26 protein-coding genes are annotated in these 25,392 nt (G+C 68.9%); 16 read left to right on the top strand and 10 right to left on the bottom strand.

The features are described 5' to 3' along the window. Window positions 1–190 precede the first annotated feature (190 nt). Window positions 191–1,846 carry an energy-dependent translational throttle protein EttA gene (gene ettA, locus GBB76_RS06535; protein WP_152302553.1) on the top strand — a complete coding sequence of 552 codons (1,656 nt, stop codon included), beginning with the start codon at window positions 191–193 and terminating at the stop codon, window positions 1,844–1,846. 91 nt (window positions 1,847–1,937) lie between these two features. Here the strand turns inward: ettA and GBB76_RS06530 are convergent, their stop codons facing one another. Next, window positions 1,938–2,357 carry a hypothetical protein gene (locus tag GBB76_RS06530; protein ID WP_152302552.1) on the bottom strand — a complete coding sequence of 140 codons (420 nt, stop codon included), beginning with the start codon at window positions 2,355–2,357 and terminating at the stop codon, window positions 1,938–1,940. Window positions 2,358–2,620: 263 nt separating this feature from the next. Here GBB76_RS06530 and GBB76_RS06525 point away from each other — a divergent pair, with 263 nt between their 5' ends. Further along, window positions 2,621–3,847: a lytic murein transglycosylase gene (locus tag GBB76_RS06525; RefSeq protein WP_152302551.1), complete on the top strand. Its 1,227-nt coding sequence runs from the start codon at window positions 2,621–2,623 to the stop codon at window positions 3,845–3,847. Between the two features lie 134 nt (window positions 3,848–3,981). On the opposite strand, the gene prmB is transcribed toward GBB76_RS06525, so the two are convergent. Continuing rightward, window positions 3,982–4,923, bottom strand: coding sequence for a 50S ribosomal protein L3 N(5)-glutamine methyltransferase (gene prmB, locus GBB76_RS06520; RefSeq protein ID WP_152302550.1), 942 nt, complete (start codon window positions 4,921–4,923; stop codon window positions 3,982–3,984). A 154-nt stretch (window positions 4,924–5,077) separates the two neighbouring features. Here prmB and GBB76_RS06515 point away from each other — a divergent pair, with 154 nt between their 5' ends. Together GBB76_RS06515 and GBB76_RS06510 are read left to right on the top strand one after the other, a co-directional pair. Beyond that, window positions 5,078–5,362 carry a hypothetical protein gene (locus GBB76_RS06515; RefSeq protein ID WP_152302549.1) on the top strand — a complete coding sequence of 95 codons (285 nt, stop codon included), beginning with the start codon at window positions 5,078–5,080 and terminating at the stop codon, window positions 5,360–5,362. Between the two features lie 43 nt (window positions 5,363–5,405). Further along, window positions 5,406–6,077 carry an O-methyltransferase gene (locus GBB76_RS06510; RefSeq protein ID WP_152302548.1) on the top strand — a complete coding sequence of 224 codons (672 nt, stop codon included), beginning with the start codon at window positions 5,406–5,408 and terminating at the stop codon, window positions 6,075–6,077. A gap of 7 nt (window positions 6,078–6,084) precedes the next feature. Here GBB76_RS06510 and GBB76_RS06505 read toward each other — a convergent pair whose 3' ends face one another. The 4 genes from GBB76_RS06505 to GBB76_RS06490 are packed head-to-tail and all read right to left on the bottom strand — an operon-like array spanning window position 6,085 to window position 9,493. Then, complete coding sequence (locus GBB76_RS06505) at window positions 6,085–6,969, bottom strand: SGNH/GDSL hydrolase family protein (RefSeq protein WP_152302547.1); 885 nt, start codon at window positions 6,967–6,969, stop codon at window positions 6,085–6,087. 1 nt (window position 6,970) lies between these two features. After that, window positions 6,971–7,726: an SGNH/GDSL hydrolase family protein gene (locus GBB76_RS06500; RefSeq protein WP_246669059.1), complete on the bottom strand. Its 756-nt coding sequence runs from the start codon at window positions 7,724–7,726 to the stop codon at window positions 6,971–6,973. Then, window positions 7,723–8,925, bottom strand: a complete 1,203-nt coding sequence (locus GBB76_RS06495; RefSeq protein ID WP_152302546.1) for an OpgC family protein — start codon at window positions 8,923–8,925, stop codon at window positions 7,723–7,725. Before GBB76_RS06495 ends, GBB76_RS06500 begins: the two co-directional genes overlap by 4 nt. A 10-nt stretch (window positions 8,926–8,935) precedes the next feature. Continuing rightward, on the bottom strand, window positions 8,936–9,493 hold the full coding sequence (locus GBB76_RS06490) for an HdeD family acid-resistance protein (RefSeq protein WP_246669103.1): 558 nt from the start codon (window positions 9,491–9,493) through the stop codon (window positions 8,936–8,938). 186 nt (window positions 9,494–9,679) lie between these two features. On the opposite strand from GBB76_RS06490, the gene GBB76_RS06485 reads away from it, so the two are divergent. Next, window positions 9,680–10,297, top strand: coding sequence for an MOSC domain-containing protein (locus GBB76_RS06485; protein ID WP_152302544.1), 618 nt, complete (start codon window positions 9,680–9,682; stop codon window positions 10,295–10,297). 55 nt (window positions 10,298–10,352) lie between these two features. Here GBB76_RS06485 and GBB76_RS06480 read toward each other — a convergent pair whose 3' ends face one another. Both GBB76_RS06480 and tsaA read right to left on the bottom strand, forming a co-directional pair. Continuing rightward, window positions 10,353–11,492, bottom strand: a complete 1,140-nt coding sequence (locus tag GBB76_RS06480) for a L,D-transpeptidase (RefSeq protein WP_152302543.1) — start codon at window positions 11,490–11,492, stop codon at window positions 10,353–10,355. Window positions 11,493–11,650: 158 nt separating this feature from the next. After that, window positions 11,651–12,271, bottom strand: coding sequence for a tRNA (N6-threonylcarbamoyladenosine(37)-N6)-methyltransferase TrmO (tsaA, locus tag GBB76_RS06475; RefSeq protein ID WP_246669058.1), 621 nt, complete (start codon window positions 12,269–12,271; stop codon window positions 11,651–11,653). Window positions 12,272–12,346: 75 nt separating this feature from the next. On the opposite strand from tsaA, the gene GBB76_RS06470 reads away from it, so the two are divergent. The 5 genes from GBB76_RS06470 (at window position 12,347) to GBB76_RS06450 (ending at window position 19,196) form a co-directional block, all read left to right on the top strand. Beyond that, window positions 12,347–13,345, top strand: a complete 999-nt coding sequence (locus GBB76_RS06470) for a metalloregulator ArsR/SmtB family transcription factor (protein ID WP_152302542.1) — start codon at window positions 12,347–12,349, stop codon at window positions 13,343–13,345. Beyond that, the gene (gene metF, locus GBB76_RS06465) at window positions 13,345–14,277 is read left to right on the top strand and encodes a methylenetetrahydrofolate reductase [NAD(P)H] (protein ID WP_152302541.1); all 933 of its coding nucleotides are present in this window, start codon (window positions 13,345–13,347) and stop codon (window positions 14,275–14,277) included. Before GBB76_RS06470 ends, metF begins: the two co-directional genes overlap by 1 nt. A 51-nt stretch (window positions 14,278–14,328) precedes the next feature. Beyond that, window positions 14,329–14,580: a hypothetical protein gene (locus tag GBB76_RS06460; protein ID WP_152302540.1), complete on the top strand. Its 252-nt coding sequence runs from the start codon at window positions 14,329–14,331 to the stop codon at window positions 14,578–14,580. A gap of 66 nt (window positions 14,581–14,646) precedes the next feature. Then, on the top strand, window positions 14,647–18,381 hold the full coding sequence (metH, locus tag GBB76_RS06455; RefSeq protein WP_152302539.1) for a methionine synthase: 3,735 nt from the start codon (window positions 14,647–14,649) through the stop codon (window positions 18,379–18,381). A gap of 5 nt (window positions 18,382–18,386) precedes the next feature. Beyond that, window positions 18,387–19,196: an LssY C-terminal domain-containing protein gene (locus GBB76_RS06450; RefSeq protein WP_152302538.1), complete on the top strand. Its 810-nt coding sequence runs from the start codon at window positions 18,387–18,389 to the stop codon at window positions 19,194–19,196. A gap of 90 nt (window positions 19,197–19,286) precedes the next feature. Here the strand turns inward: GBB76_RS06450 and GBB76_RS06445 are convergent, their stop codons facing one another. Both GBB76_RS06445 and GBB76_RS06440 read right to left on the bottom strand, forming a co-directional pair. Then, window positions 19,287–20,054, bottom strand: coding sequence for an outer membrane protein (locus GBB76_RS06445; RefSeq protein ID WP_152302537.1), 768 nt, complete (start codon window positions 20,052–20,054; stop codon window positions 19,287–19,289). Between the two features lie 116 nt (window positions 20,055–20,170). Next, window positions 20,171–21,439 (bottom strand): amidase, encoded by a 1,269-nt coding sequence (locus tag GBB76_RS06440; protein ID WP_152302536.1) that lies wholly within the window; start codon window positions 21,437–21,439, stop codon window positions 20,171–20,173. Between the two features lie 156 nt (window positions 21,440–21,595). Here GBB76_RS06440 and GBB76_RS06435 point away from each other — a divergent pair, with 156 nt between their 5' ends. The 6 genes from GBB76_RS06435 to GBB76_RS06415 all read left to right on the top strand — a co-directional run bounded on the left by GBB76_RS06435 (window position 21,596) and on the right by GBB76_RS06415 (window position 25,377). Continuing rightward, window positions 21,596–21,781, top strand: coding sequence for a hypothetical protein (locus GBB76_RS06435; protein WP_152302535.1), 186 nt, complete (start codon window positions 21,596–21,598; stop codon window positions 21,779–21,781). After that, entirely contained in the window at window positions 21,778–21,966 is a 189-nt protein-coding gene (locus tag GBB76_RS06430; RefSeq protein ID WP_152302534.1) for a hypothetical protein, read from the top strand. The genes GBB76_RS06435 and GBB76_RS06430 overlap by 4 nt, the downstream gene beginning before the upstream one ends. 94 nt (window positions 21,967–22,060) lie before the next feature. After that, window positions 22,061–22,192: a hypothetical protein gene (locus tag GBB76_RS18910; protein ID WP_256366650.1), complete on the top strand. Its 132-nt coding sequence runs from the start codon at window positions 22,061–22,063 to the stop codon at window positions 22,190–22,192. A gap of 69 nt (window positions 22,193–22,261) precedes the next feature. After that, window positions 22,262–23,485 carry a diguanylate cyclase gene (locus tag GBB76_RS06425; RefSeq protein WP_152302533.1) on the top strand — a complete coding sequence of 408 codons (1,224 nt, stop codon included), beginning with the start codon at window positions 22,262–22,264 and terminating at the stop codon, window positions 23,483–23,485. A gap of 141 nt (window positions 23,486–23,626) precedes the next feature. Beyond that, on the top strand, window positions 23,627–24,475 hold the full coding sequence (gene pdxY, locus GBB76_RS06420; RefSeq protein ID WP_152302532.1) for a pyridoxal kinase PdxY: 849 nt from the start codon (window positions 23,627–23,629) through the stop codon (window positions 24,473–24,475). Between the two features lie 5 nt (window positions 24,476–24,480). Further along, window positions 24,481–25,377, top strand: a complete 897-nt coding sequence (locus GBB76_RS06415) for a PhzF family phenazine biosynthesis protein (protein WP_152302531.1) — start codon at window positions 24,481–24,483, stop codon at window positions 25,375–25,377. The last annotated feature ends 15 nt before the right edge of the window (window positions 25,378–25,392 follow it).

Raw genomic sequence — 25,392 nt, 5'->3', positions numbered from 1 at the left:
CATGCGCTTCCGGATTACTCCTCAGGCTACCATGAAAAACGGGGAAGTTGTACTCGGTTGTGGTGCCACCGCCCGGCTGCGGCCTTGCCGCCCAAGGGTGCAGCGGCTACATAGCCCCCCATCACACAACCGCATCGCGACCCGGTTTCGCGGCCGGCCACGGCATCGTCCGCACGCGCAGGATTTGGACATGGCTTCGTATCAGTACGTCTACCACATGCACGGCATGACCAAGGCCTATCCGGGCGGCAAGAAGGTGCTCGACAATGTGCACCTCTCCTTCTACCCGAACGCCAAGATCGGCATTCTCGGCCCGAACGGCTCGGGCAAGTCCACCCTGCTCAAGATCATGGCCGGGATGGACAAGGACTTCTCCGGCGAGGCCTGGGTCGCGGAAGGCGCGCGCGTGGGCTACCTGCCGCAGGAGCCGCTGCTCGATCCGACCCTGTCGGTACGTGAGAACGTGATGCTCGGCGTCGCCCGGCAGAAGGCGATCCTCGACCGCTACAACGAACTCGCCATGAACTACTCGGACGAGACCGCGGACGAGATGACCGCGCTGCAGGACGAGATCGAGGGCCAGGGCCTGTGGGATCTCGACAGCAAGGTCGACCAGGCGATGGACGCCCTCGGCTGCCCCGAGGAAGGCTCCGACGTGTCGAAGCTCTCGGGCGGCGAGCGCCGCCGCGTCGCGCTGTGCCAACTGCTGCTCTCGCAGCCCGAGCTTCTGCTGCTCGACGAGCCCACCAACCATCTCGACGCCGAGACCACAAACTGGCTCGAAGGCCATCTGCGCGCCTATCCCGGCGCGATCCTGATCGTCACCCATGACCGCTACTTCCTCGACAACGTGACCGGCTGGATTCTCGAACTCGATCGCGGCCGCGGCATTCCCTATGAGGGCAATTACTCCTCGTGGCTGACGCAGAAGACCAAGCGCATGGCGCAGGAAAATCGCGAGGACGAGGCCCGCCAGCGCGCGATCGCCTCCGAAGCGGAGTGGATGGGGGCCTCCCCGAAGGCCCGCCAGGCCAAGAACAAGGCGCGTATCCAGCGCTATGACGAGCTGGTCAAGAAGGCGTCCGAAAAGGGCCCGACCACCGCCCAGATCGTCATCCCGGTCTCCGAGCGGCTTGGCAACAACGTCATCGAGTTCAACGGGCTCACCAAGTCGTTCGGCGACAAGCTGCTGATCGACGACCTGTCGTTCAAGCTGCCGCCGGGCGGCATTGTCGGCGTCATCGGGCCAAACGGCGCCGGCAAGACCACGCTGTTCCGCATGATCAACGGGCTGGAGACGCCCGATGCCGGCGCCATCACCATCGGCGACAGCGTGCAGCTCGGCTATGTCGACCAGAACCGCGACGCGCTCGACGACAAGAAGACCGTCTGGGAGGAAATCTCCGGCGGCAACGAGATTCTCTATCTCGGCAAGCGCGAGATCAATTCGCGCGCCTATTGCGGCGCCTTCAATTTCAAGGGTGGCGACCAACAGAAGAAGGTCGGCATGCTCTCGGGCGGCGAGCGCAACCGCGTGCATCTGGCCCGTATTCTCCAGCAGGGCGCCAACGTCCTCCTGCTCGACGAGCCGACCAACGATCTCGACGTCGAGACGCTGCGCGCGCTGGAAGAGGCGCTGGAAGACTTCGCCGGCTGCGCGGTCATCATCTCGCATGACCGCTTCTTCCTCGACCGCATCGCCACCCACATGCTCGCCTTCGAAGGCGAGGGGCATGTCGAATGGTTCGAGGGCAACTTCCACGACTATGAGGAAGACAAGAAGCGCCGCCTCGGCGTCGACGAGATCATCCCGCACCGGATGAAGCACAAGAAGCTCACGCGCTGAGGCGCCCCCCGCGCGCTCTACGCCCTGCCGCATGAAAAGGCCCGTCCGGGAAACCGGGCGGGCCTTTTACGTTGGCGGCGGCGCGTGGCGCTCAGGGCCTGAGCGTGAAGACGGCGGTGGCGTTGGGCGGGCGCGAGGGCGAGGTGAAATCCTCCCAGAAGGCGGCATTGAACCGGCCGGGGGAGGGCGAGACCAGGACGAACTGGTTCCTGCCATTGGTGGTGAAGGTGAAGACGTTGCCCGCATCGCGCTTCACGTTCACTTCGACGATAATCTTGTTGTAGGTGTAGACGATCCGGTCCGGGCCGGTGAACTGGATGTAGCTGACATTGTTGGGGTCGCGCTTGGCCTTCAGCGCCGGGCTCCAGATCCAGCGGGCCTTGTAGTGCTCCTTCCCGAGGCTGATGGAGGGCTTGGCCTGCGCCGCCGTGACGGGCGCGACGACCGGGAGGCCGACGGCCAGAATCCCGGCGGCGACGAGCGCGCCGGCGATGAGCGTCCTGAACTTCATGAGGTCCTCTATCCGCAGGGCGCGACCGCCCATCCGGCTTCCCCCGGCGCGGTTCGCCGATGCCGTCCGCCGGCACCAGGGTAAGGCTAGGCGAGAGGCCGGCGCGCCTACAAGCGGCTCCGGCCCGCCGGTCCGTCCCGCGCGGGGTTCATGCACAGCCCGTTGCCCGCATCGCCGCGCGAAAACCTCAACTCCGCGTCAGGCAAGCACCGGCGAGGCGACCGACGGTTCTCATCGGCCGGCGATTGGGCTATGCCGAGGACATGCACCGCCTCCTGACTGGCCTTCTCACGCTCATCGCGGGCGTCGTGTCCCTGGCGGGCGCGGCCCTCGCCGATGCCGGCTTCGACCGCTTCATCGCCGCGCAATGGCCGGCGGCGCAGGCGATGGGGATCTCGCGCGCCGCCTTCGAGCGCGAGACGCGCGGGCTCGCGCCCGACTATTCGCTGCCCGACCTCGCCATTCCCGGCAAGCCGCGAAAGCCGGACGGGCAGGCCGAGTTCGTGCAGACCCCGGCCGCCTATCTCTCCGACAAGGCGATCGCCAATTACGCCGCGCGGGGGAGGGCGCTGGCGCGCCAATATGCGCCGCAGCTCAAGGCCATCGAGCGCCAGTTCGGCGTGCCGGGGCCGATCCTGCTCGCCATCTGGGCGCGCGAAACCTCCTATGGCGGGGCCAAGCTGAACCATGACGCGCTGCGCGTGCTGGCGACGCAGGCCTATGTGGGCCGCCGCAAGGACGAGTTCCGCGCCGAATTCCTCGCCGCGCTCAAGATTCTCGACGAGGGGCACGTCACCCGCGCGCAGATGAAGAGCTCCTGGGCCGGCGCCATGGGGCTCACCCAGTTCCTGCCGACCGGCTACCTCGCCTATGGCGTCGATCTCGACGGCGACGGCACCGCCAATATCTGGACCGACGTGCCCGAGGCGCTGGCCGCCACCGCCAGCCTGCTGAAGGAGAAGGGCTGGCAGCCCGGCCGGCGCTGGGCCTATGAGGTGGCCCTGCCTTCGGGCTTCGACTGCACCCGGGCCGAGCCCGAGGCGACCGCGACCATCGGCGACTGGCTGCGGCGGGGCGTGAAGATCATCGACGGGCGGAGCGTGCCGGCGGCCGCCATGAAGGATCAGGCCTCGCTCATCATGCCGGCCGGACCGTTCGGGCCGGTATTTATGACGCCGGCTAACTATTTCGTCCTTAAGGCCTATAATTTCGCCGATCTCTACGTGCTCTATGTCGGCCATCTCGCCGACCGCATCGAGACCGACAGGCCGTTCGTAACCCCTTGGTCCGACATCGCTCTTGTCAAGACGCGCGACCTTGAGTTCATGCAGAAGGTGCTGACGCGCGAGGGATATTACGCCGACAAAATAGATGGCAAGGCGGGCATGAAAACCCGCGCCGCCTTGGGCGCCTACCAGAAGGCCAACGGCCTCGCGCTCGACTGCTGGCCGGACGCGCAGGTGCTCGATCACATGAAGCGCGGCGGATAACAAAGCCGGCTACGCAATGACTCGGCCGAATCACCCGAGTTCATCAATTATGCCGTGATTTCGCATCTGCCGACAGGCACGTGCGGGCCTGTCCACGCCGTCGGACGGGGGGCGGGCGGAACTGGCGCGCGGGCCTAGCGTGCCATGCGGCTGATGAAGCGGATGTCGGCGCCGCCGGCAAGATCGGCCGCCGAGAGCCAGAACACCTCGCCCTCGCTGTCCTCGGTGTCGAGCCACAGGAAGGGCATGTTGGGGAATTCGGCTTCCAGTATCTCCCGCCCGGTGCCGATCTCGCAGATCAGCCCACCCTGCGGGGAGAGATGCGCCGGCGCTTCCGTGAGGATGCGGCGCACGATGTCGAGCCCGTCCGGCCCGCCGTCGAAGGCCAGCAGCGGCTCGTGGCGGTATTCCGGCGGCAGCGCCGCCACCGCCTCGGCATCGACATAGGGCGGGTTGGTGATGATGAGGTCGTAGATTTCGCCGGCGACCGGGGCGAACAGGTCGCCCTCCAGCAGCCGCACGCGGTCTTCCAGCTCGTGCTCGGCGACATTCTCGGTCGCCAGCGCCAGCGCGTCGGGGGAAAGGTCCACCGCATCGACCTCCGCGTTCGGGAAGATCATGGCGGCGAGGATGGCGAGGCATCCCGAGCCGGTGCACAGATCGAGCGCCCGCGTCACCGTCATCGGTTCGGGCACCAGCGAGAAGGGCTCGCCGCCGGTCAGCTCGCCCGCCAGCAATTCGCCGATGAAGGAGCGCGGCACGATGGCGCGCGCGTCGGAACGGAACGGCACGCCCTGAATATAGGTGCGCCCGAGCAGATAGGCGGCCGGCTGGCGCGTGGTGCAGCGCGCCTCGATCAGCCCGGCGAGCCGGGTGCGCTCCTCGACAGTGAGCCGCGCGTCGAGCCAGGGGGCGAGGTCGTCGACCGGCAGCCGCAGCGCCTCCAGCACCATGAAGGCGGCTTCGTCGATCGCGCCGGTGGTGCCGTGGCCGAAGGCGAGCCCGGCCGCGTTGAAGCGGCTCACGCCGTAGCGCACGAAATCCCTGACCGTGACGAGTTCGTCCGCTGCCGCCATGTGGTCCTCCCTCACGTCCGGGCGCCCGCCTGTCCCGAGGCGCCAAGCGACAGCACGGCGCGGCGGGGAAAGCAAGCGCGCGCCGCCGCCCGGCTTGTAATCAGAACGTCATGGATCAATAGGATGGAGACCACTCACGCTTGGGGAGCGAGGCATGGCCGCGCCGGCGAACGACGAAATCACCCTGGTCATCGACCGCTCCGTGGCGGTCGTGCTGTTCGAGTTCCTCTCCCGCACGGTGGACGACGCCGATGGCGAGGCGCTGACCGAGTTTATCGAGGACGAGGCCGAGATCCCCGCCCTGTGGGCGCTGCTCGCCGGGCTGGAGAGCGTGCTGACCGAGCCGATGGCGGAGGATTATGAGCGCCGGGTGCTCGCCGCCCGCGAGGCGGTGATGAAGCGATTCGGCGGCGCCTTCTCGGGCAAGGGCGACGACTAGGCGCGGGGGTCTTCCCCGGGCAAGGCAGAGGCGGGAGCGGGCGATGAAGACGCAGGCATTGTGGACCGCCGTCGACGACTACATCGCCGATGCGCTGGTGCCGCCCGACGCGGCGCTCGACAGCGCGCTCGCCGCCAGCGCGGCGGCCGGCCTGCCGGACATTGCCGTGGCGCCCAATCAGGGCAAGTTGCTGATGATCCTCGCCCGGCTCGCCGGGGCGCGGCGCATCCTGGAGATCGGCACGCTCGGCGGCTACTCCACCATCTGGCTCGCCCGCGCGCTGCCGGCGGACGGGCGGCTGGTGACGCTGGAATACGCGCCCGCCCATGCGGCGGTGGCGCGGGCCAACATCGCCGCCGCCGGGTTCGGGGCGCATGTGGATATCCGCGTCGGGCCGGCGCTCGACAGTCTCGCGGCGCTGCGGGACGAGGGCGCGGCGCCCTTCGACCTAGTGTTCATCGATGCCGACAAGCCGAACAACCCCCGATATCTCGACTGGGCGCTGCGCTTCGCGCGCGTCGGCACCCTCATCGTCGCCGACAATGTGGTGCGCGAGGGCAAGGTGCTCGAGGCCGGCCATGCCGATCCGCGCGTGCAGGGCGTGCGCGCGTCCTATGACTGGTTCGCCGGCCAGCCGCGCGTCTGCGCCACGGCGGTGCAGACGGTGGGCGCCAAGGGCCATGACGGCTTCGCCATCGGCCTCGTGACGGCGTAGGGCGGCCTCAGGGGATGGCGGTGCGCGACACCGCTGCGGGGGTGGCGGGGGTGCTCGCCGTCGCTGCCTTGGGCGCGGCCGGCGCCATGTCGGCGGAACGCTGCTGCGCCTCGATATTGGCGACCATGGCGCGGCCGAGATCGCGGGCGAAGCAGTTATAGCCCCAGTCGTTCAGGTGGAACTTGTCCTTCCAGAGGAAGGCGTCGAACGACATGCCGGCTTTCTCGTGCCATTCGCGCATCAGCGCGAAACGGTGATAGACGCCGACGCCTTCCTCGGCCGCCACCCGGTCGATGGTGCCGAGCATCTGCGCGGTGTCGGCATCGTCGATCACGCGCGGGGCGTATTGCGGATCGACCAGCACGAGGTCGGCATCGAGCGCGCGCACGCGGGCGACCGCCTCGCGCAGCAGCGCCTCGGCGGTGGCGGGGCCGTCGGCGCGGAACAGCGCGTTCACGCCGGACTGCCAGAGCACCAGCGTCGGCTGGCGGGAGGCGACGTCGGCCTCGAAGCGCGCCAGCATCTCGGGCGCGTCCTGCCCGTTCACGCCGCGATTGACGATGGTGATGTCGGCGTCGGGGAAGCGCTCGCGCAGCATGGCCTGCAGCCGGTTGGGATAGGCGGCCTCCGCCGAGGTGGCGCCGGCCCCGGCGGTCGAGGACGAGCCGATGGCGACTATGACGACGGGCTTGCCCGCCCGCAGCCGGGCGGCGGTGCGCGCCAGCGGCACGCCCAGCCGGGCCTGCGTCCGGCTGGTGGCGGGGCAGGCGGCCGGGATCAGCGCCGTCGCGCCGCCGGTCAGGGGCTGGCTGCCGGTCAAGGTCTGCGCACGGGCTGGAACGGCGGTGCCGAGAGCGAGGACGGCGGCGAGGAGAAGGCAGGTCTGGCGCATGTCAGCGGGAACCCAGGGCTCGGGTCTGGACGCCATCGACGATCATGCCGACCAGAAGCCGGCCGATGCACTGATGCACGTCGGCGAAGAGGGAGGCGGAGGGGCGGGCGCTGTCGAAGTCGAAAATGCCCTCATCCTCCCAGAAGCGCATGATGGCGTAGCGGTCGAAGAAGGGCACGCCGGCCTCGCGCGTCGCCCAGCGCAGGGCGTTGGTGTAGGGCGCGACGTCGAAGGCGAAGGCGGTGCGCGGGCTGTATTGCGGGCTGACCACGATCACGTCGGCGCCGGCGCCGTGGGCATAGCCGATGCCGGTGTCCACCGCGTCGGAGAAGGCGGAGGCGTCCGCGCCCAGTATGGTGTCGTAGGTGCCGGTCTGCCAGATCATCAGCGCGGGGCGGGTTTCCGCCAGCACGCCGGGCAGGTCGCCCAGTATCGCCTCGGCGGTGGCGCGGGGCTCATTATGGGTGGTCACCGCGACGCCGCCGTCGGGATAGCGCGCGCGCAGGGTCTCCTCGATGTAGCTCGGGAAGCTGCGCGGCATGTTGGAGGTCTTCTTGGCGCCGGAGGCGCTGTTCAGCACGAGGATGGTCGTGGGTTCCTTGCGCTCCAGCGAGCGGGCGAGGCGCGGCAGCGGGAAGACGGCGCGGGTCAGCGCGGACGGTGCGGCGCATACGCTCGCCGTCTCGGCGAACGCCGCCGAGCCGCCCCCCATGGCGAGGGTCGTTGCGAGAAAGACACCCCAAAGCCAGCGTTTCACGATGATCCGAGTCGTTCCGCCATCCTGCGCGCCGCCGCGTCGCGCTCGGCGCGAGCATACCATGAGAGCAGCGCCGAGAGCGCCACCATCAGGCAGATGCCCGCGAGGCTCAGCGTCAGCTGCATGGTCAGCGATCCTGTCACTTCGTTGAGCACGAAATGTGCGGCGAAAGAAAGGAACACGCCGAAACAGAACACTTCGAGCGAATGCTGGCCGCACAGGATCATCGGCCGCAACACCGGCCAGCGCAGCGCCGGCATGTCCACCGGCACGAGGCGCACCACCACGACGGCGAGCGCGAGGAAGTGCAGCAGCCGCAGCGGCGACAGGTCGGTCTTGCTGATCGGGTAGATGATCTCGCCCACCGCGTCGGGCACGAAGCCCTCCAGCGGCGGCCACCACCAGCTCAGCACCACGAGCAGCGAGACCACCAGATAGGCCGCCGCCAACGCCAGCACCGCGCGCGACTGGATCAGCCCGGTCAAGCGGTCGCTGCCGCCGAGCCCGCACCAGCCGCCAAAGGCGAACAGGAACTGCCAGGCGAAGGGGTTGAAGAACCACATGCGGTCGTCGGGATAGCCCGGCAGGTTGAAGCCCCACACCTGCACCGCCGCCCAGAGCAGGAAGGAGGCACCGAGCGTCGCGTCGGGCCACCGCTTCAGCGCGATCAGGATCGGCGGGAAGGTGGCGAGCAGCGCGATATAGAGCGGCAGCACGTCCATATTGGCCGGGCGGAACTTCAGCAGCAGCGCCTGCACCAGCGCCACATCGGGTTCCGCCAGGAATTGCAGCGCGCCCATCTCCTCCGCGTAGAGCGGGTTCTCGAAGCTGCCGACGACATAGGAAATCTCGGCGAGATAGATGACGAACAGGAAGATGAAGGCGACGTAGAGCTGCCAGGCCCGGCGCAGGATGCGCGCCGAGGTGACGATCGCCCCGCTGCCGTTGAGTTGCCGGCCATAGACCATGGCGGCGGTGTAGCCGGAGATGAAGACGAAGATCTCGGTGGCGTCGGAGAAGCCGAAGTTCCGGTTGGTGATCCAGTTCGCCACGTTGTTCGGCACGTGGTTGAGGAAGATGAACCACAGGGCAAGGCCCCGGAACAGGTCGAGCCGCAGGTCGCGCCCGCTGGCCGCGGACGGGGCCGGCCCTTCGGCCGGTCCCGTGGGGTACGCCGCCGGTGCGGCGCTCGAACTCACCGGCTCTCGCTCACTTCTTCAGGCCGAGGCCGAGGAAGAGCACGGCCACGCCGTTGAAGACGAGGTCGATTCCGAGCAGCAGGCCGAGCACCCACATGCCGCTGACCGGCCAGCCGGCGATGATCTCGATGCCGAGCAGCACGGCGATGACCGCCGAGAAGGCGATCCAGCCCCAGCCCTGCGCCGGGCGCAGCTTGAAGGCGGCGACGAGACGGAACACGCCGCCGATGATCAGCGAGATGCCGAGGAACAGGGTGAGGAATTCGGCGGCGACGAGCGGCACCACGATGGCGACAAGGCCGGCGGCGAGGAACAGCAGGCCGTCCAGCAGCCAGAAGGCGAAGGCGCCCCACGTCTTGACCTGGAAGGCGTGGACGATCTGCGCGCCGCCCGTGATCGCCATCAGCACGCCGATATAGAGAACGGAGACCACCGTGCTGAGCACGAGATTGCCGAGGGCGATCGCCCCGGCGATGATCATCAGCGCGCCGAGGGCGACGAACCAGCCCCACTTGGCCTTGAGTTCGGAAAGCTGCCCGGCGACATAGCTGCCGGGTGTCGGCGTCATGGAATCAGTCGGAAGAGACATTGTCGTCAATCCTCTCATGGCTCGCCACGCCGGCAGGGCGGTAACGACATCCCGCCCCCGGAGTTCCAGCGACTCGTCCAAGCGACGAGCGCCGTATCGTATAGGCGTGGACGGCGCGCCAGTAGTCAGGGATTGTCGCCATCCAGAACTTGCCGGGAGAACGCGATGCCGAGCTTCGTCGAAACACAGGCCGACCTGTTCGGCGCCCCCGCCGCGATCCCCGCCCAGCGCCTTGCCGCGCGCCTCGCCGGAACGCTCATCGCCGATGGCGACAGCTTCGCCACCCGCGCCGTGCCCGGTCTCACCGTCACGCTGGAGGGCGTGCCGGGCGACCGCCATGCCGGCCATTCCCGCCCGGCCGACAGCCGCGTGCCCTGGTATCCGCGCGGCACGCCGATCCGCAACGCCCGCCAGATCTCGCTGGTGGCGCCGGACGAACTGGCCGAAATCGCCCGCCGCCTCGGCGTGAGCGAGGTGCGGCCGGAATGGATCGGCGCCAATCTGGTGATCGAGGGCGTGCCGCATCTCACCGCGCTGCCGCCGGGCACGCGGCTGCATTTCCCGGGCGGGGCGGCGCTGGCGGTGGAAGGGGAGAACGCACCCTGCCGCCATGCCGGGGCGGCGGTGGCGGCCGCGACCGGCGAGAGCGCGGCGGAGCTTGGCTTTCCGAAGCTCGCCGGCGGCCTGCGCGGGCTGGTGGCGTGGGTGGAGCGCGCCGGCGAACTCGTCGCCGGCAGCGATATCGAGGTCCGGGTGCCGCCGCAGCGGCTGTGGACCCGCTAGAGGGCGTCCCGCCAGACGGGGGACGAAGCGGGCGCTCGGCGCCCGCTCATCGGTCTCAGCGGACGGCGACGCCGGTATCCATCACCGGCACGGCGGCGGTGGTGTTCGGTACCGAGCCAGTGGTCGCCGGAGCCTGCGAGGCCGAGGCGGTGGCCGGCGCATTGCCCGGCAGCACGACGACCTTGGTGCCGACCTTCACGCGCTCATAGAGGTTCTCGACATCCTCGTTGAGCATGCGGATGCAGCCCGACGACATGAACTTGCCGATGGTCGAGGGCTGGTTGGTGCCGTGAATGCGGTAGATGGTGCCGCCGAGATACATGGTGCGCGCACCGAGCGGGTTGCCCGGGCCGCCCGCCATGAAGCGCGGCAGGTAGGGCTGGCGCTCGATCATTTCCGCCGGCGGGCGCCAGTCGGCCCATTCCGCCTTGCGGCTGATCTTCTCGGTGCCGGCCCAGGTGAAGCCCTCGCGGCCGACGCCGATGCCGTAACGCTCGGCCTTGCCACCCGGCAGCACGTAATAGAGGTAGGTATTGGGCGTATCGATCACGAGCGTGCCCGGCGCTTCCTTCGTCACATAGTCGACGATCTGGCGCTTGAGGTTCAACGGCAGCTCCTTGGCGGGGCCGGTCTCGGGCTGGTCCTCGGGCGGCAGCATGGCGACGCTGGAGCCATTGGCACCGTAATTATTGGTCGCGTCCGGCTGCGCGGTGGCGGCCGGCGCTCCATAGGTCGGCGCGGGCGCGGCGGCGCTGCCATAGGACGAGCCCATGCCTGCCGGCTGCTGGCCGGAATAGGCGCCCGGCGGATAGCCGGCCGGCTGGCTCGCCGGATTGGTGTAGGGCGCATTGGCGACATGCGGCGCGGCGCCGGGAACGGCGGCACCCGGCACGCCGACCGGCGGCTGCTGGATGCCGGCGCCCTGGATCGGCTGCGCATAGGGATCGCGCACGCCGGGGGGCGTGGTGCCGTAGGTCTGCGGTGCGGCGGCGCCCTGCGAGGAGCCGTAGGGATCGTAGGCGGCGGGAACCTCTACGTCCTCGACGGCGCGGCTTCCCGCGGCCTCATAAGCCGACTGGCCCTGCGTGGCGGGATCCTGCTCTGCGGCGGAGTTGTACTGCGCTGCCGCGCTGCCGACCGAGGCAAGGACGGTGAGAGCGACAGCAGGAGCGAAACCGAGGCGAACGACCATCATCAAGCCTTAACCGAATCTGCCGGGACGTGAATGCGGGAATGCTTATCGTGAGGGAATGGCGCAGGATCAAGGCAGGTTCAAGACCGTAAAGGGTCACGAAATGGCGCGCGGGCCGGTGACATGCGCGTGGCGCATGGCCGATGCATTGCTGCCACAGGTCACTCTGGGGAACCTCGCCCTTCGGCACGGTCGCGGTGCCAGCCGACGACGGCATCGGGGTGGCAGTCGGTGGAGGCGAAGTAGGGTTTGACGTCGAGAAGCGGCGTGCCGTCCAGGCAGTCGAGCCCGGCGACGACAAGGCGGTCGTCATGGATCTCCAGCAGCCGCGCGGCGCTGATCGCGATCGGATTCGGGCGGGCGGGGCTGCGCAGCGCGAAGGTGCCGCGCGGCTCGCCATAATAGCGCGGCACCTGCACGACGAGGTTTCGCGGCGAGCGGTCCATGAAATAGAGCAGCCAGACATGGCTGGTGCCCGCCAGCCCCCGCAGCGCCGGGCGGAAGGCGGGGTCGATCTCCACCGTGCAGGGAGCGTCGGACTGGCCGGCGTTCTTCGGGCAGTCGGCGCGGTGGGTCCATGGCGTGCGGATGCGGCCGATGAAATAGAGTCCGGCATCGGGCGCGGCGGGCAGGTCGACCGCGATCTCGCCCGGACGGGCACCGAACGCCCCGGCGTCGCCGGATGTGCCGCCCGTCCCGGCAGGCGCCGCCGCCGGGGTGTCCGCGCCGTCGTCCATCGCCGGCCCCTGCCTGTCGCTCGTGCCCATCTCACTGTCTCTCATCGCGCACACCGCGCACCCCTTGCGCGGCGCTCCGATAAGACATAAACATATCTTTATATCTTTCTCGGAGTTCCCGTGTCCGGTTCATCGCTCGGTTTCGCGCAATTGCTCGACGGCCTCAAGGCGGCCGGCGAAGACACGCGCCTGCGCCTGCTGGCGCTGATCGGCGAGGGCGAACTCACGGTTTCCGAGCTTACCGAGATTCTGGGCCAGTCGCAGCCGCGAATCTCGCGCCATCTCAAGCTGCTGGCGGAAGCCGGGCTGGTCGAGCGGTTCCGCGAGGCCAGCTGGGTGTTCTACCGCCGCGCGCTCGACACCCCCGGCGGCGCCCTGACCGACGCTCTGCTCGACCTGCTGGCGCCGGACGATTCCATCGTGCTGCGCGACCGCGAGCGGCTGGAGGCGGTGCGCGCCGCACGCGCCGCCCATGCGCAGGACTATTTCCGCGCCCACGCCCATGAATGGGACGCCATCCGCCGCCTGCACGCGCCGGAGGAGCAGGTGGAAGCCGCTATAAAATCGGCGCTTTCCGGCGTCCGCATCGGCAGCCTGCTCGATCTCGGCACCGGCACCGGGCGGGTTCTCGAACTGTTCACCGATGAGATGGAGCGCGGCGTCGGCATCGACCTTTCGGCCGAGATGCTGGCGGTGGCACGCGCCAATCTGGAGCGTGCCGGAGTGCGCAACGCCACCGTCCGGCAGGGCGATATCTACAATCTGGCCTTGCCGCGCGACGCTTTCGACGTGGTGATCGTCCATCAGGTGCTGCACTTCCTCGAGGACGCTCCGCGCGCCATCCGCGAGGCGGCGCGGGTGCTGCGCCCGGGCGGGCGGCTGCTGATCGTCGACTTCGACCCGCACGATCTCGAATTCCTGCGCGAGCAGCACGCCCATCGCCGGCTCGGCTTCTCGCCGGAAATCATGGAGAGCTGGCTCACCCAGGCCGGCCTCGTGCCGCAGTCCCACCGCTCGCTCGCCCCGAAGGGCGAGGGGCCGCTCACCGTTTCGCTCTGGCTGGCCCGCGACCCGCGCGTCGTGCTGGCGGATGCCCCACAAAAGCAGGAGGTCGCCTGATGTCGTCGGATGTCGAGCGCCGCAGCCGCCGCGCCGGCGGGCGGCCCATTTCGGTCTCGTTCGAATTCTTCCCGCCGAAGACGCCCGAGATGGAGGCCACGCTGTGGAACTCCATCACCCGGCTGGCGCCGCTGGCGCCCAAATTCGTCTCTGTCACTTATGGCGCAGGCGGCTCCACCCGCGAGCGCACCCATACGACGGTGGAGCGCATCGTGAAGGAGACCCGGCTGGCGCCGGCGGCGCATCTCACCTGCGTCTCCGCCACGCGCGGCGAGGTGGACGAGGTGGTGCGCGGCTACTGGGATGCCGGCGTGCGTCACATCGTGGCGCTGCGCGGCGACCCGCCGGGCGGCGTCGGCCAGACCTATGAGCCGCATGGCGAGGGCTACCGGACGACGGCCGAGCTGGTCGCCGGCATCCGCCGCACCGCCAATTTCGAGGTGTCGGTCTCGGCCTATCCCGAGAAGCACCCGGAGAGCCCGTCCTTCGAGACCGATCTCGATATCCTCGCCGCCAAGGTCGATGCCGGGGCGACGCGGGCGATCACCCAGTGCTTCTTCGACAACGACTTGTACTTCGCCTTTCTCGACAAGGTGCGCGCGCGCGGCATCGACGTGCCGATCGTGCCGGGCATCCTGCCCGTGTCGAACTTCAAGCAGGCCAGGAACTTCTCCGAGAAGACCGGCACCTACATGCCGGACTGGCTGGCCGCCCGCTTCGAGGGGCTCGACAACGACCCCGAGACCCGCAAGCTGATCGCCGCCGCGGTGGCGGCCGAGCAGGTGTTCGATCTGGTGGATCGCGGCGTCACCGAGTTCCACTTCTACACGCTCAACCGCGCCGACCTCGTCTACGCCATCTGCCACCTGCTCGGCATCCGCCCGCCGCAGGAGGCGGGGCAGGGCGAAGGCAAGGGTCAGGCGGCGGCGTAGGTAAAGGCATGCGTTGCCCTATATAGTAGGGGAACCTGCGGAGGCTTTCGAATGAGCGAGCCGGACAATTTCATCCTGAAGCTGCTGCGCGAGATACGCGCGGAGATTGACAGTGGTCGTCAGGAAAATCGGGCGCGCTTCGATGCGCACGACAAACGCTTCGATACGCTGGACGCCAAGATCGAGAGTCTGAAGCAGGCCATGCATGGCGAGTCCGTGCTCGGCCGCTACGCCACCGCCGAATTCGAGGACCGTATCGAAGCGATCGAGAAGCGTCTCGAAAAGCTCGAAAAAGGTCATTGATCACAATTGTTTCGTGTGAAGCTGTCATGCCGGCCTCGTCTCCGCGCATGATGAGATGAGTGTCCCATGACCGCCAAGCCCGCCGACACCCTCGACGCCCTTAACGCCGCCGCGCGCGAGCGCATTCTCGTGCTCGACGGCGCCATGGGAACAATGATCCAGCAATTGAAGCTGGACGAGGCCGGCTATCGCGGGGAGCGGTTCAAGGCGTGGAACCGCGACCTCAAGGGCAATAACGACCTGCTCAACCTGACGCTGCCGGATGCGGTGCGCGACATCCACCTCGCCTATTTCATGGCGGGGGCCGACATCGTCGAGACCAACACCTTCTCCGGCACCACCATCGCCATGGCCGATTACGGCATGGAGAGCCTCGTCCGCGAGATCAATTTCGAGGGCGCCAGGCTCGCCAAGGAGGCCGCGCGTCTCGCGGAGCAGAAGGACGGACGCCGCCGCTTCGTCGCCGGCGCCATCGGCCCGACCAACCGCACGGCCTCGATCTCGCCCGACGTCAACGATCCCGGCTTCCGCGCCACCTCGTTCGACGAGTTGGCCACCGCCTATGGCGAGCAGGCCGCCGCGCTGCTCGACGGCGGCGCGGACCTCCTGCTGATCGAGACCATCTTCGACACGCTGAACGCCAAGGCGGCGGTGTTCGCCATCGAGCGCCTGTTCGCCGAGCGCGGCATCCGCGTGCCGGTGATGATCTCCGGCACCATCACCGACCTGTCGGGCCGCACCCTGTCCGGCCAGACGCCGGAGGCGTTCTGGAACTCGCTGCGCCATGCCCAGCCCTTCTCCATCGGGCTGAACTGCGCGCTGGGCGCCAAGGAGATGCGCGCCCATATCGACGCGCTCTCGCGCATCGCGGACACCCTTGTCTGCGCCTATCCCAATGCCGGCCTGCCCAACGAGTTCGGCCTCTATGACGAGAGCCCGGCGGCGATGGCAAGGCTGGTCGGCGAGTTCGCCGCCTCGGGGCTGGTGAACATCGTCGGCGGCTGCTGCGGCACCACGCCGGACCATATCCGCGCGATTGCCGACGCGGTGGCCCCGCACGCGCCGCGCATCATCCCCGAGATCGAGCCGATGCTGCGGCTGTCGGGGCTGGAGCCGTTCGAGCTCACCCCGATCATCCCCTTCGTCAATGTCGGCGAGCGCACCAACGTCACCGGCTCGGCCCGCTTCCGCAAGCTCATCACCAATGGCGACTACACCGCCGCGCTCGCGGTGGCGCGCGACCAGGTGGAGAACGGCGCGCAGGTCATCGACATCAACATGGACGAGGGCCTGCTCGATTCCGAGAAGGCGATGGTGACGTTCCTCAACCTGCTCGCCGCCGAGCCGGACATCGCCCGCGTGCCGGTCATGGTCGACTCTTCCAAGTGGAGCGTCATCGAGGCCGGACTGAAGTGCATCCAGGGCAAGGGCATCGTCAATTCGATCTCCATGAAGGAGGGTGAGGAGGCGTTCCGCCACCATGCCCGCCTCGTGCGCGCCTATGGCGCCGCCGTGGTGGTCATGGCCTTCGACGAGAAGGGCCAGGCCGACACCTATGAGCGCAAGGTCGAGATCTGCTCGCGCGCCTACCGCATCCTCGTCGACGAGGTTGGCTTCCCGCCCGAGGACATCATCTTCGACCCCAACATCTTCGCGGTGGCGACCGGCATCGAGGAGCATGCGGGCTATGGCGTCGCCTTCATCGAGGCGACCCGCGCCATCCGCCAGCAGCTTCCGCACGCCCATATCTCGGGCGGCGTGTCGAACCTGTCCTTCTCATTCCGCGGCAACGAGCAGGTGCGCGAGGCGATGCACGCCGTGTTCCTGTATCACGCCATCTCGGCGGGCATGGACATGGGCATCGTCAATGCCGGCCAGCTCGCGCCCTATTCCGAGATCGAGCCGGAACTGCGCGAGGCCTGCGAGGACGTGGTGCTCAACCGCCGCGACGACGCCACCGAGCGCCTGCTGGCGCTGGCCGAGCGCTTCAAGGGCGGCGGCCGCGAGAAGAAGGAGGCCGATCTCACCTGGCGCACATGGCCGGTCGAGAAGCGTCTGGAGCACGCCCTCGTCAACGGCATCACCGAGTTCGTCGAGGTGGACACCGAGGAGGCGCGCCTGTCCGTCGCCCGGCCGCTGCACGTCATCGAGGGGCCGCTGATGGCCGGCATGAACGTGGTCGGCGACCTGTTCGGCGCCGGCAAGATGTTCCTGCCGCAGGTGGTGAAGTCGGCGCGCGTGATGAAGCAGGCGGTGGCCTATCTCATGCCCTTCATGGAGCAGGAGAAGCTCGACAACGGCACGACGGAGGATTCCTCGGCCGGCAAGGTGCTGATGGCGACCGTGAAGGGCGACGTGCACGACATCGGCAAGAACATCGTCGGCGTCGTGCTCCAGTGCAACAATTACGAGGTGATCGACCTCGGCGTGATGGTGCCGACGGCGAAGATCCTGGAGGCGGCGCGCGAGCACAAGGTCGACGTGATCGGCCTGTCCGGGCTCATCACCCCCTCGCTCGACGAGATGGTCCACGTCGCCTCCGAAATGGAGCGCGAGGGGTTTTCCGTGCCGCTGCTGATCGGCGGGGCGACGACGTCGCGCGTCCACACGGCGGTGAAGATCGCCCCGCAATATGTGCGCGGGCAGGCGGTCTACGTCACCGATGCCAGCCGCGCGGTGGGCGTGGTCTCGAACCTCCTGAACGACAACACCCGGGCCGACTATGTCGCCAATCTGCGCGCCGAATACGCCAAGGTCGCCGACGCCCACGCCAAGTCCGACCGCAACAAGGTGCGCGTGAAGCTGGAGGATGCTCGCGCCAACCGGCTGGCGCTGGACTTCAACGGCTACCAAGCGCCGGTGCCGACCTTCCTCGGCACGCGGGTGTTCGACGAGTACGATCTCGGCGAGCTGGTGCCCTATATCGACTGGACGCCGTTCTTCCAGTCCTGGGAGCTGACCGGCCAGTACCCGCGCATTCTCGACGACGAGAAGGTGGGTGTCGCCGCACGCGCGCTCTATGATGACGCCCGCAAGATGCTCGACAAGATCGTCGCCGAGAAGTGGCTCACCGCCCGCGCGGTGGTCGGTTTCTGGCCGGCCGGCGCGGTGGGCGACGACATCGTGCTGTTCGAGGACGACGCCCGCGCCGCCGAGCTCGCCACGCTCCATACGCTTCGCCAGCAGATGGCCAAGCGCGAGGGGCGCACCAATCTGGCGCTGGCCGATTTCATCGCCCCGACCTCCACCGGCGTGCCCGATTATGTCGGCGGGTTCTGCGTCTCGACCGGCTTCGGCGAGCATGAGCGCTCGGAAGCCTTCAAGGCGGCGCATGACGACTATTCCGCGATTCTTCTCAAGGCCTTGGCGGACCGTCTTGCGGAAGCGTTCGCGGAGCGGATGCACGAGCGCGTCCGGCGCGAATTCTGGGCTTATGCGCCGGATGAAGTCCTTGATAATCAGAATCTGATTCAGGAAAACTACCGCGGCATCCGCCCCGCGCCGGGCTATCCGGCGCAGCCCGACCACACGGAAAAGGCGACTCTTTTCAAGCTGCTCGACGCGACTTCGAAGATCGGAGTCGAGTTGACCGAGAGCTTCGCCATGTGGCCCGGCGCGGCGGTGTCGGGGCTCTACTTCGCCCATCCCGACGCTTCCTATTTCGGTGTCGGGCGGATCGAGCGCGATCAGGTCGAGGACTACGCCGCCCGCAAGGGAATGAGCGTGGAGGAGGCCGAGCGCTGGCTGGCGCCGGTGCTCAATTACGACCCGCTGACCTACCGGTCGGTGGCGGCCGAGTAGCCGCGATGAGCGCGCTCGACGGGGATACGCGGCGGGTGCTGGTCTGGGCGCTCGTCGCCTTTCTGGTGTGGGCGGTGGCGGCCTATCTGCTGCTGCCCCGCCTGTGGCGGCATCACGAGCACCAGCCCGGCATCAAGCACATGCCGATGGTGACGCAGACCAAGCAGGGCATTCCCGGCGACCCGATCAATGTCGGGCTGGTCGGGAGCGAGGACGACATCCTCCATGCCATGGCGGAGGCCGGCTGGCGCCCGGCCGATCCGGTGACGCTGAAGTCGTCCATCGCCATCGTCGGCTCGGTGCTGCTGCGCCGTCCCGACCCCGAGGCGCCGGTGAGCCCGCTGTTCTATGGCGGGCGCCAGCAGGATCTCGCCTTCGAGAAGGAAGTCGGCCGCAGCGCCGACAGGCGCGACCATGTGCGGTTCTGGAAGGTGCTCGACAAGGGCGTGGAGGATGCGCCGGTGTGGCTCGGCTCGGCGACCTATGACCGGGGCGTCGGCGTCAGCCACTATACCGGCGCCGTCACCCACCATATCGGCCCGGACGTCGACGCGGTGCGCGGCCTGCTGATCGACGACCTCAAGGCCGCCGGCGTGGTACGCACGGCCTATCAGGTCACGGGTCTCGGCCCGACCCTGTTCGGCCGCAATGGCGGCGGCGATCCCTACTACACCGACGGCGAGATCTGGTTCGCCCGGCTGATGCCGAACGGCGAGAAGAACGCCGATCCGCCGACGATCGTCACCCCGCCGCCGGCGGTGGTGTTCAAGGACGCCGTGTGGAAACAGGTCGCCGGCCTCGTCGGCGCGGAGTGACCGGCCGAAAAGGCCGGCGGCACTTCCGATGCGACGAAGCCCCGGACGTTGCCGACCGGGGCTTCGGTAAGACCGACCTGCCAGAAGGGGTCAGAACTTGTAGTTCACGCCGAGCTTCACGGTCTGGAGCGTGACGTCGATATTCGTTCCGGCCGCGCTGTCCCAGTTGATGTCGCCGAGATCGGCGTAGAGGTATTCCCCCTTCACGGTCCAGTTGTCGGTGACGGCATATTCGAGGCCACCGCCGATGGTCCAGCCCCACAGCGTTTCGGTCTTCGAGGCGCTGCCCGACCAGAACGGGTCGTAGACCCCGCCGGTATAGCTCGACCACTGCTCGGAAACCTTCACATTGCCCCAGGCGAGACCGCCGGTGACGTAAGGCAGGAAGCGGTCCATGGCATAGCCGAGGCGCGCGCGCACGGTGCCGAAGGACTCGATCTTGGTGTCGATCGAGCCGAAGTCCTGATCGTCCAGGCCGATATCGGCCGCCGTGTAGTTCAGCCGGTCGGTGAGCGAACCGAACTGGAAATCGGCTTCGGCGCCCAGCACGACATTGTTGCTGAGCTGGTAATTGTAGCCGATCTGCCCGCCGCCGAACCAGCCGGTCGGATCCGAGCCGCCATTGGCGGCAATGGAGTCCCAGCCGGCATAGTGCCAGGCGAGGTAGTTGTCCCAGGGCGCCGAGCCATCGCCCCAGCCATAGCCGACATTGCCGCCGAGATAGAGGCCGGTCCAGCTGAAGGCCGGCACATAAGCCACAGCCGGCGCCTTCACGGGATAGGGCAGGTCGGCGGCGAGGGTCGGGCCGGCGAGTGCCACCGCAGCAGCACCGCCGAGAAGAACGGTCTTGATACGCATGATACGCCCCCAGAGGGTGAGTGAGGGGCAAGACTATGCGCGCGGCGTGATTAACAATCGGTCACGGCCGGGACGACAAATCGCGTTTCCCGCTCAACCCGCCGGAAAGTCCTGCCTCAGGCGTCCGCGATCGCCCGCTCCAGGAAGCGCGCCAGGGTCAGCGTCTGCCGGTCGCGGCCGAAGCGGCCGACGAGCTGGATGCCGAGCGGCATGCCGGTCGCGCCGGTCATGCCGGTAACGTTGACGCAGGGCGCCCCGCTCAGCGTCCATAGCCGGTTGAAGACCGGCGAGCCGGTGGAGCCCAGCCCTTCCGGTGCCTCGCCGGTGGTGGAGAAGGTCAGCACCGCGTCGAAATCGGCGAACAGGTCGGCGAGCGCGTAGCGGGCGCGGCGGGCGGCGCGGCGGGCGGCGTCGTATTCCTCGGGCGTGACGCGCGCGGCGGCTTCGAGATAGGTGGCGAGCGTCGGCGAGAGCGCGTCGCGGTGGCGGTCCCACTCGTCGGCGAAGGCGAGCGCGGCCTCGTAGGCCTGCAGCGGCACGGTGGCGGCGTCGCCGGCCTCCAGCGCCTCCGGCAGTTCGATATCGCGCAGATGCGCGCCCGCCCGTCCGGCGGCGGCCGCCGCCGCCTCGAGCGCGGCGTGGGCGTCGGGGGTGGCCAGATGGGCGCGCGGCGTGCGCACGACCGCCAGGCGCGGCGCCGGCGCGTCGTCGTCGAAGCTGAAGTCGCGGCCGGTGAGCGCCCCGGCGGCGAAGGCGACGTCGGCGACATGGGCGCCGAACAGGCCGATCGTGTCGAGCGACCAGGAGAAAGGCTTGAGCCCCAGAACGGGGAGCAGCTTGAAGGAGGGCTTGTAGCCGGTGACACCGCAATAGCCGGCCGGGCGGATGATCGAGCCGCCGGTCTGGGTACCGAAGGTGATCGGCAGCATGCCGGCCGCCACCGCCGCCGCCGAGCCGGCGGACGAGCCGCCCGGCGTGTGGGTGATACGGCGCGGGTTGCGGGTGACGCTGGGCGTCATGAAGGCGAATTCGGTGGTGACGGTCTTGCCGGCGATGAGCCCGCCGGCGCGCAGCGCCATGCGCACCACGGCGGCATCCGAGACCGGGCGATAGCCGGCATAGAGCGGCGAGCCGCGTTCGGTGGGAAAGTCCACCGTGTCGAGAATGTCCTTCACGCCGAGCGGCAGGCCGGCGAGCGGCGTCTGCGCGAGCCCGGGTGCCTTGGCGGCGGTCAGCAGCGCGTCGAGATCGAGGCTGGCGAAGGCGCGGATGTCGTCCTCGCGCGCGCGGATCGTCGCGGCGCAGCGTTCGGCGACATCGACCGGGGAGAGGTGGCCGGAGCGAACGGCCTGGGCGAGGGCGGCAGCGGAGAGCATCTCGGTCATGTCACTGCCTCTCGCATGCAGCGCCCCGGCAGGCAAGGCCCGCGAGCCATGCGCGTCGCCGCCATGCGTATGCGTAACGCGCGGGCGGCTTGGAAAAGTCTGGCATGCGGTATGCAATAAACTCCGGCGTATCGTTCTTCGAGAGGGTTCGCGCCGATGCCGATCGTCCTGAACTGTTCCGCAGACCTTGCCCGCCGGCTCATGCTGTCGCCGCGTCCGAGCTACTGGGGCAACCTTCACGCCATTCTCATCAAGGCCCATGACCCTTCCGAGGGCGTCTACCACTGGCCGCGCGTCGCCGAGACCGACGAGATGAAGGGCATGGGAGGGCCGCAACGATGAGCCACCTCATTCTCACCGTATGTCTGCTCGCCGAGCCCGCCAATTGCCACGAGGAGCGGATCGCCACCGAGGCCCGCATGGCCATGCCGATGGAGTGCACGGCCGCGATGACCGAATGGGCGGCCCGCCATCCGGCCTGGCGCGTCGCGCGCTGGCGCTGCGGGCTGGTCGAGCGCGACGTCTGAGGCGTCGGCCGGCTCCTGCGCCGGTTCGATCCTGCCACGGGACCGCCATATCCGGCGCGCCATGATCGTGTGTGCCCGCAACGGAGTTCCAGCCATGGCTCTGCTCGGCTTCTCGACCCTGGGCCTGTCGCCCTTCGCCACCGTGTCCGCCATGTATGTGCTTGGCTTCGCCGGAATCATGATCGTCGCCTTCGACGCGGCGGCGGACGGGGGCGAGGACGACTGATCCACCGCCCGGCGGGGGCGGGATGGTGGCGCGGGGCGGTGCGAGGCGCTAGCTTGGCGCGGGCGGCGCATGGCTGCTCGACCTTCGACGGGACCGATGCGCGGCGCCACTTTTCTTCTCGTCGTCAATTTCTTCATCGGCCTGTCCTTCGCCGCCGCCTTCCTCGGCGTGTCGTGGCGCTCGCGCGCCGGGCTCGGCCGCTGGTGCGCGGCCGGCTTTCTGTGCGCGGCGGCCACCGTCGCGGTGGAAGCGCTGGCGCCGCTGCTGCCATCGGAGCGGCAGATCTCGCTGATCTCCTCGACGCTGCTTCTGGCCGCCGTCACCCTCGTCGCCATCGGCGTCACGCGGCACTACCGGCCGGCGGAGTCGATCCGGCCGCTTCTCGCGGCCTTCATCGTCGCCGAGGCGCTCAACCTCTCGCTCCGCCCCGGCCTGCCGCGCGAATCGCTCGCCCATGCGCTGATCTACCAATGGCCCTACGCGCTCATGCTGGGGATCGCGGCCGGCGTGGTCATCACCGCCCGCCGGCGCCGGATGACCGATGCCGCGCTGGCCGGCGTGCTGGTCGCCTGCGCGCTGCATTTCCTCGCCAAGGGGCTGCTGCCGCTGGTGGACGGGCTGCGCGCGCCGGACGTGCGCGACTATATTCTGAGCGTCTATGCCTACTACTCGCAGACTTTCGGCGCGGTGCTCTCGCTGCTGCTCGGCCTCTCCCTTCTAGGCGTCATCGTCGCCGAGGCGGTGCTGGCGCTGCAGCGCGATTCGCTTTCCGGCGCGCTGAACCGCTCCGCCTTCATCGAGCGGGCCGAGGCCGCGCTGGCGGCGCTCCCGCCCGGGCGCACGGCCTGCCTCGTCATGAGCGACCTCGATCATTTCAAGTCGGTCAACGACCGCTTCGGCCACGCGGCCGGCGACGAGGTGATCGCGGCGTTCGGCGCCGTGCTGATCGCGGCGGCGGGCGAGGCTGGCCTGTGCGGCCGGCTCGGCGGCGAGGAGTTTTGCCTGCTGCTGCCGGAGGCGGGGCCCGACGCCGCCTGCGACCGGGTCGAGGCGATCCAGGCGGCGCTGGCGGGGCTCGGCTTCGAGCGCCTGCCGCCGGGGGAGCGGGTGACGGCCAGCTTCGGCGTGGCGCCCGCCCGGCGCGGCATCGCCTTCGACGCCGTGCTTGTCGAGGCCGACATGGCGCTCTACGCCGCCAAGCAGGCCGGCCGTGACCGCTACGTGCTGGCCGGGGAAACGGTGGCCGGGGGCGGGTCCTTCCGCATTGCCGGCGCCCCGGCGCGCCCCTTCTGACCCTGCGGGTGCGGCGCCGGCGCCACGCCGGACGGCTTCCATCGGATTCGGTGATGGCAAGGCGCGCGGAATTTCGTTTGAGTGCTTGCGCGCGGGGCGCTAAGCGCGGATCGTCTTACCAACGCTCCGGGGCGTGCGCGCATGAACATCCTCTCGATCCAGTCCTGGGTTGCCTACGGCCATGTGGGCAATGCTTCCGCCATGTTTCCCATCCAGCGCCTCGGCCACGAGGTGTGGGGGCTGCACACGGTGCAGTTCTCCAACCATACCGGCTACGGCGCCTGGCGCGGCGAGGTGTTCGGCGCCGGGCTGATCCGCGATCTCGTCGGCGGCATCGAGGAGCGCGGCGTGCTGCCGCGCTGCGACGGCGTGCTGTCGGGCTACATGGGCTCGGCCGAGATCGGCGATGCCATCCTCGACACGGTGGGCCGGGTGAAGGCCGCCAATTCCGCCGCGCATTACTGCTGCGACCCTGTCATCGGCGATGTCGGGCGCGGCATCTTCGTGCGGCCGGGCATTCCCGAATTCATGCGCGAGCGGGCGGTGCCGGCGGCCGACATCATCACGCCGAACCAGTTCGAGCTCGACTACCTCGCCGGCCGCGAGACCACCACGCTTGAAGGGGCGCTCGCGGCCTGCGACGCGGTGCATGCGACCGGCCCCCGTGTCATCATGGTCACGAGCCTGCACACGGAGGACACGCCGACCGATTCGATCGACCTCGTGGCCTCCGGCCCGGATGGACGCTTCCGCGTGCGCACGCCGAAGCTGGACATCTCGGTGAACGGGGCGGGCGATGCCATCGCGGCGCTGTTCTTCGTGCACTGGAAGGCGACGCACTCGACCGCCGAGGCGCTGTCGAAGGCCGCGTCCTCGGCCTATGGCTTGCTTGCCCGAACGGCGGCGGCGGGATCGCGCGAGATCCTGACCGTTGCCGCCCAGGATGAATTCGTCACGCCGTCTCGCGTCTTCACGCCGGAGAAGATCTGACCGCCATGGCACGCCGCTTCGTTGTCCTCGACGTCTTCACCGACCGGACGCTGTCCGGCAACCCGCTGGCCGTCGTGCTCGATACCGAGGGGCTCGACGGCAACCACATGCAGGCTATCACCCGCGAGTTCAATCTCTCGGAGACGGTCTTCATCCTGAAGCCGCAGGAAGAGGGCAGCCGGGCCAAGCTGCGCATCTTCACCATCAACCACGAACTGCCCTTCGCCGGGCATCCGACGGTGGGCGCGGCGGTGCTGCTGGCGATCCGCGACGGGGTGGAGACCTCGACCGACTTCGTGCTGGAGGAGAATGTCGGGCCGGTGGCCTGCCATGTCACCGTGCGGCGCGAGCGCTCGGGCAGCGCCACCTTCACCGTGCCGCGCATCCCCGAGATCATCGACGCCGCGCCGATGAGCCGGGAAGCCTGCGCGCAGGCGCTCGGCCTCGACACCTCCGACATCGGCTTCGACGATTACGGGCCGGTCGTCGCCTCGGCGGGCGTGCCCTTCGTCTGCGTGCCGCTGGCCTCGCGCTCGGCGCTCGCCCGCATTAGCCCGAGCGCGGCGCGGCTGATCTCGACCTTCGGCGGCGGGGCGGATTCGGTTTACGTGTTCTGCCGCGACGAGGACGGCGAGGGCGATTTCCGCGCCCGCATGTTCGCCGCGAACATGGGCATCGACGAGGACCCGGCCACCGGCTCGGCGGCGGCCTCGCTGGCGGCGGTGCTGCTGGCCGGCGAGAAGCCGGGCGACGGCTTCCACGCCTACGACATATTGCAGGGCGTCGAGATGGGGCGCCCGAGCCTGGTGCGCCTCGGCCTGCAGGTGACGGGCGGGGCGCTGGCCGCCGTCACCATCGGCGGCGGCGCGGTGATCGTCTCGGAAGGCGTCATCCATGTGTGATGGCGCCGCTGCCGC

The sequence above is a fragment of the Ancylobacter sp. TS-1 genome (genome assembly GCF_009223885.1).
Classification (GTDB): domain Bacteria; phylum Pseudomonadota; class Alphaproteobacteria; order Rhizobiales; family Xanthobacteraceae; genus Ancylobacter.
Note: the sequence above shows the minus strand (reverse complement) of the source record. Positions and strands in the feature narration are given on the sequence as shown.

What these genes read in the sequence shown, in the direction of transcription:
- tsaA (WP_246669058.1), bottom strand. Translation starts at nt 12,271, where the DNA reads ATGAGAGACAGTGAGATGGGCACGAGCGACAGGCAGGGGCCGGCGATG.
- pdxY (WP_152302532.1), top strand. Translation starts at nt 23,627, where the DNA reads ATGAACATCCTCTCGATCCAGTCCTGGGTTGCCTACGGCCATGTGGGC.
- GBB76_RS06415 (WP_152302531.1), top strand. Translation starts at nt 24,481, where the DNA reads ATGGCACGCCGCTTCGTTGTCCTCGACGTCTTCACCGACCGGACGCTG.
- metF (WP_152302541.1), top strand. Translation starts at nt 13,345, where the DNA reads ATGTCGTCGGATGTCGAGCGCCGCAGCCGCCGCGCCGGCGGGCGGCCC.
- ettA (WP_152302553.1), top strand. Translation starts at nt 191, where the DNA reads ATGGCTTCGTATCAGTACGTCTACCACATGCACGGCATGACCAAGGCC.
- GBB76_RS06480 (WP_152302543.1), bottom strand. Translation starts at nt 11,492, where the DNA reads ATGATGGTCGTTCGCCTCGGTTTCGCTCCTGCTGTCGCTCTCACCGTC.
- GBB76_RS06425 (WP_152302533.1), top strand. Translation starts at nt 22,262, where the DNA reads ATGGCTGCTCGACCTTCGACGGGACCGATGCGCGGCGCCACTTTTCTT.
- GBB76_RS06450 (WP_152302538.1), top strand. Translation starts at nt 18,387, where the DNA reads ATGAGCGCGCTCGACGGGGATACGCGGCGGGTGCTGGTCTGGGCGCTC.
- GBB76_RS06490 (WP_246669103.1), bottom strand. Translation starts at nt 9,493, where the DNA reads ATGACGCCGACACCCGGCAGCTATGTCGCCGGGCAGCTTTCCGAACTC.
- GBB76_RS18910 (WP_256366650.1), top strand. Translation starts at nt 22,061, where the DNA reads ATGGCTCTGCTCGGCTTCTCGACCCTGGGCCTGTCGCCCTTCGCCACC.
- GBB76_RS06485 (WP_152302544.1), top strand. Translation starts at nt 9,680, where the DNA reads ATGCCGAGCTTCGTCGAAACACAGGCCGACCTGTTCGGCGCCCCCGCC.
- GBB76_RS06525 (WP_152302551.1), top strand. Translation starts at nt 2,621, where the DNA reads ATGCACCGCCTCCTGACTGGCCTTCTCACGCTCATCGCGGGCGTCGTG.
- GBB76_RS06530 (WP_152302552.1), bottom strand. Translation starts at nt 2,357, where the DNA reads ATGAAGTTCAGGACGCTCATCGCCGGCGCGCTCGTCGCCGCCGGGATT.
- GBB76_RS06515 (WP_152302549.1), top strand. Translation starts at nt 5,078, where the DNA reads ATGGCCGCGCCGGCGAACGACGAAATCACCCTGGTCATCGACCGCTCC.
- GBB76_RS06460 (WP_152302540.1), top strand. Translation starts at nt 14,329, where the DNA reads ATGAGCGAGCCGGACAATTTCATCCTGAAGCTGCTGCGCGAGATACGC.
- GBB76_RS06445 (WP_152302537.1), bottom strand. Translation starts at nt 20,054, where the DNA reads ATGCGTATCAAGACCGTTCTTCTCGGCGGTGCTGCTGCGGTGGCACTC.
- GBB76_RS06435 (WP_152302535.1), top strand. Translation starts at nt 21,596, where the DNA reads ATGCCGATCGTCCTGAACTGTTCCGCAGACCTTGCCCGCCGGCTCATG.
- metH (WP_152302539.1), top strand. Translation starts at nt 14,647, where the DNA reads ATGACCGCCAAGCCCGCCGACACCCTCGACGCCCTTAACGCCGCCGCG.
- GBB76_RS06430 (WP_152302534.1), top strand. Translation starts at nt 21,778, where the DNA reads ATGAGCCACCTCATTCTCACCGTATGTCTGCTCGCCGAGCCCGCCAAT.
- prmB (WP_152302550.1), bottom strand. Translation starts at nt 4,923, where the DNA reads ATGGCGGCAGCGGACGAACTCGTCACGGTCAGGGATTTCGTGCGCTAC.
- GBB76_RS06510 (WP_152302548.1), top strand. Translation starts at nt 5,406, where the DNA reads ATGAAGACGCAGGCATTGTGGACCGCCGTCGACGACTACATCGCCGAT.
- GBB76_RS06505 (WP_152302547.1), bottom strand. Translation starts at nt 6,969, where the DNA reads ATGCGCCAGACCTGCCTTCTCCTCGCCGCCGTCCTCGCTCTCGGCACC.
- GBB76_RS06440 (WP_152302536.1), bottom strand. Translation starts at nt 21,439, where the DNA reads ATGACCGAGATGCTCTCCGCTGCCGCCCTCGCCCAGGCCGTTCGCTCC.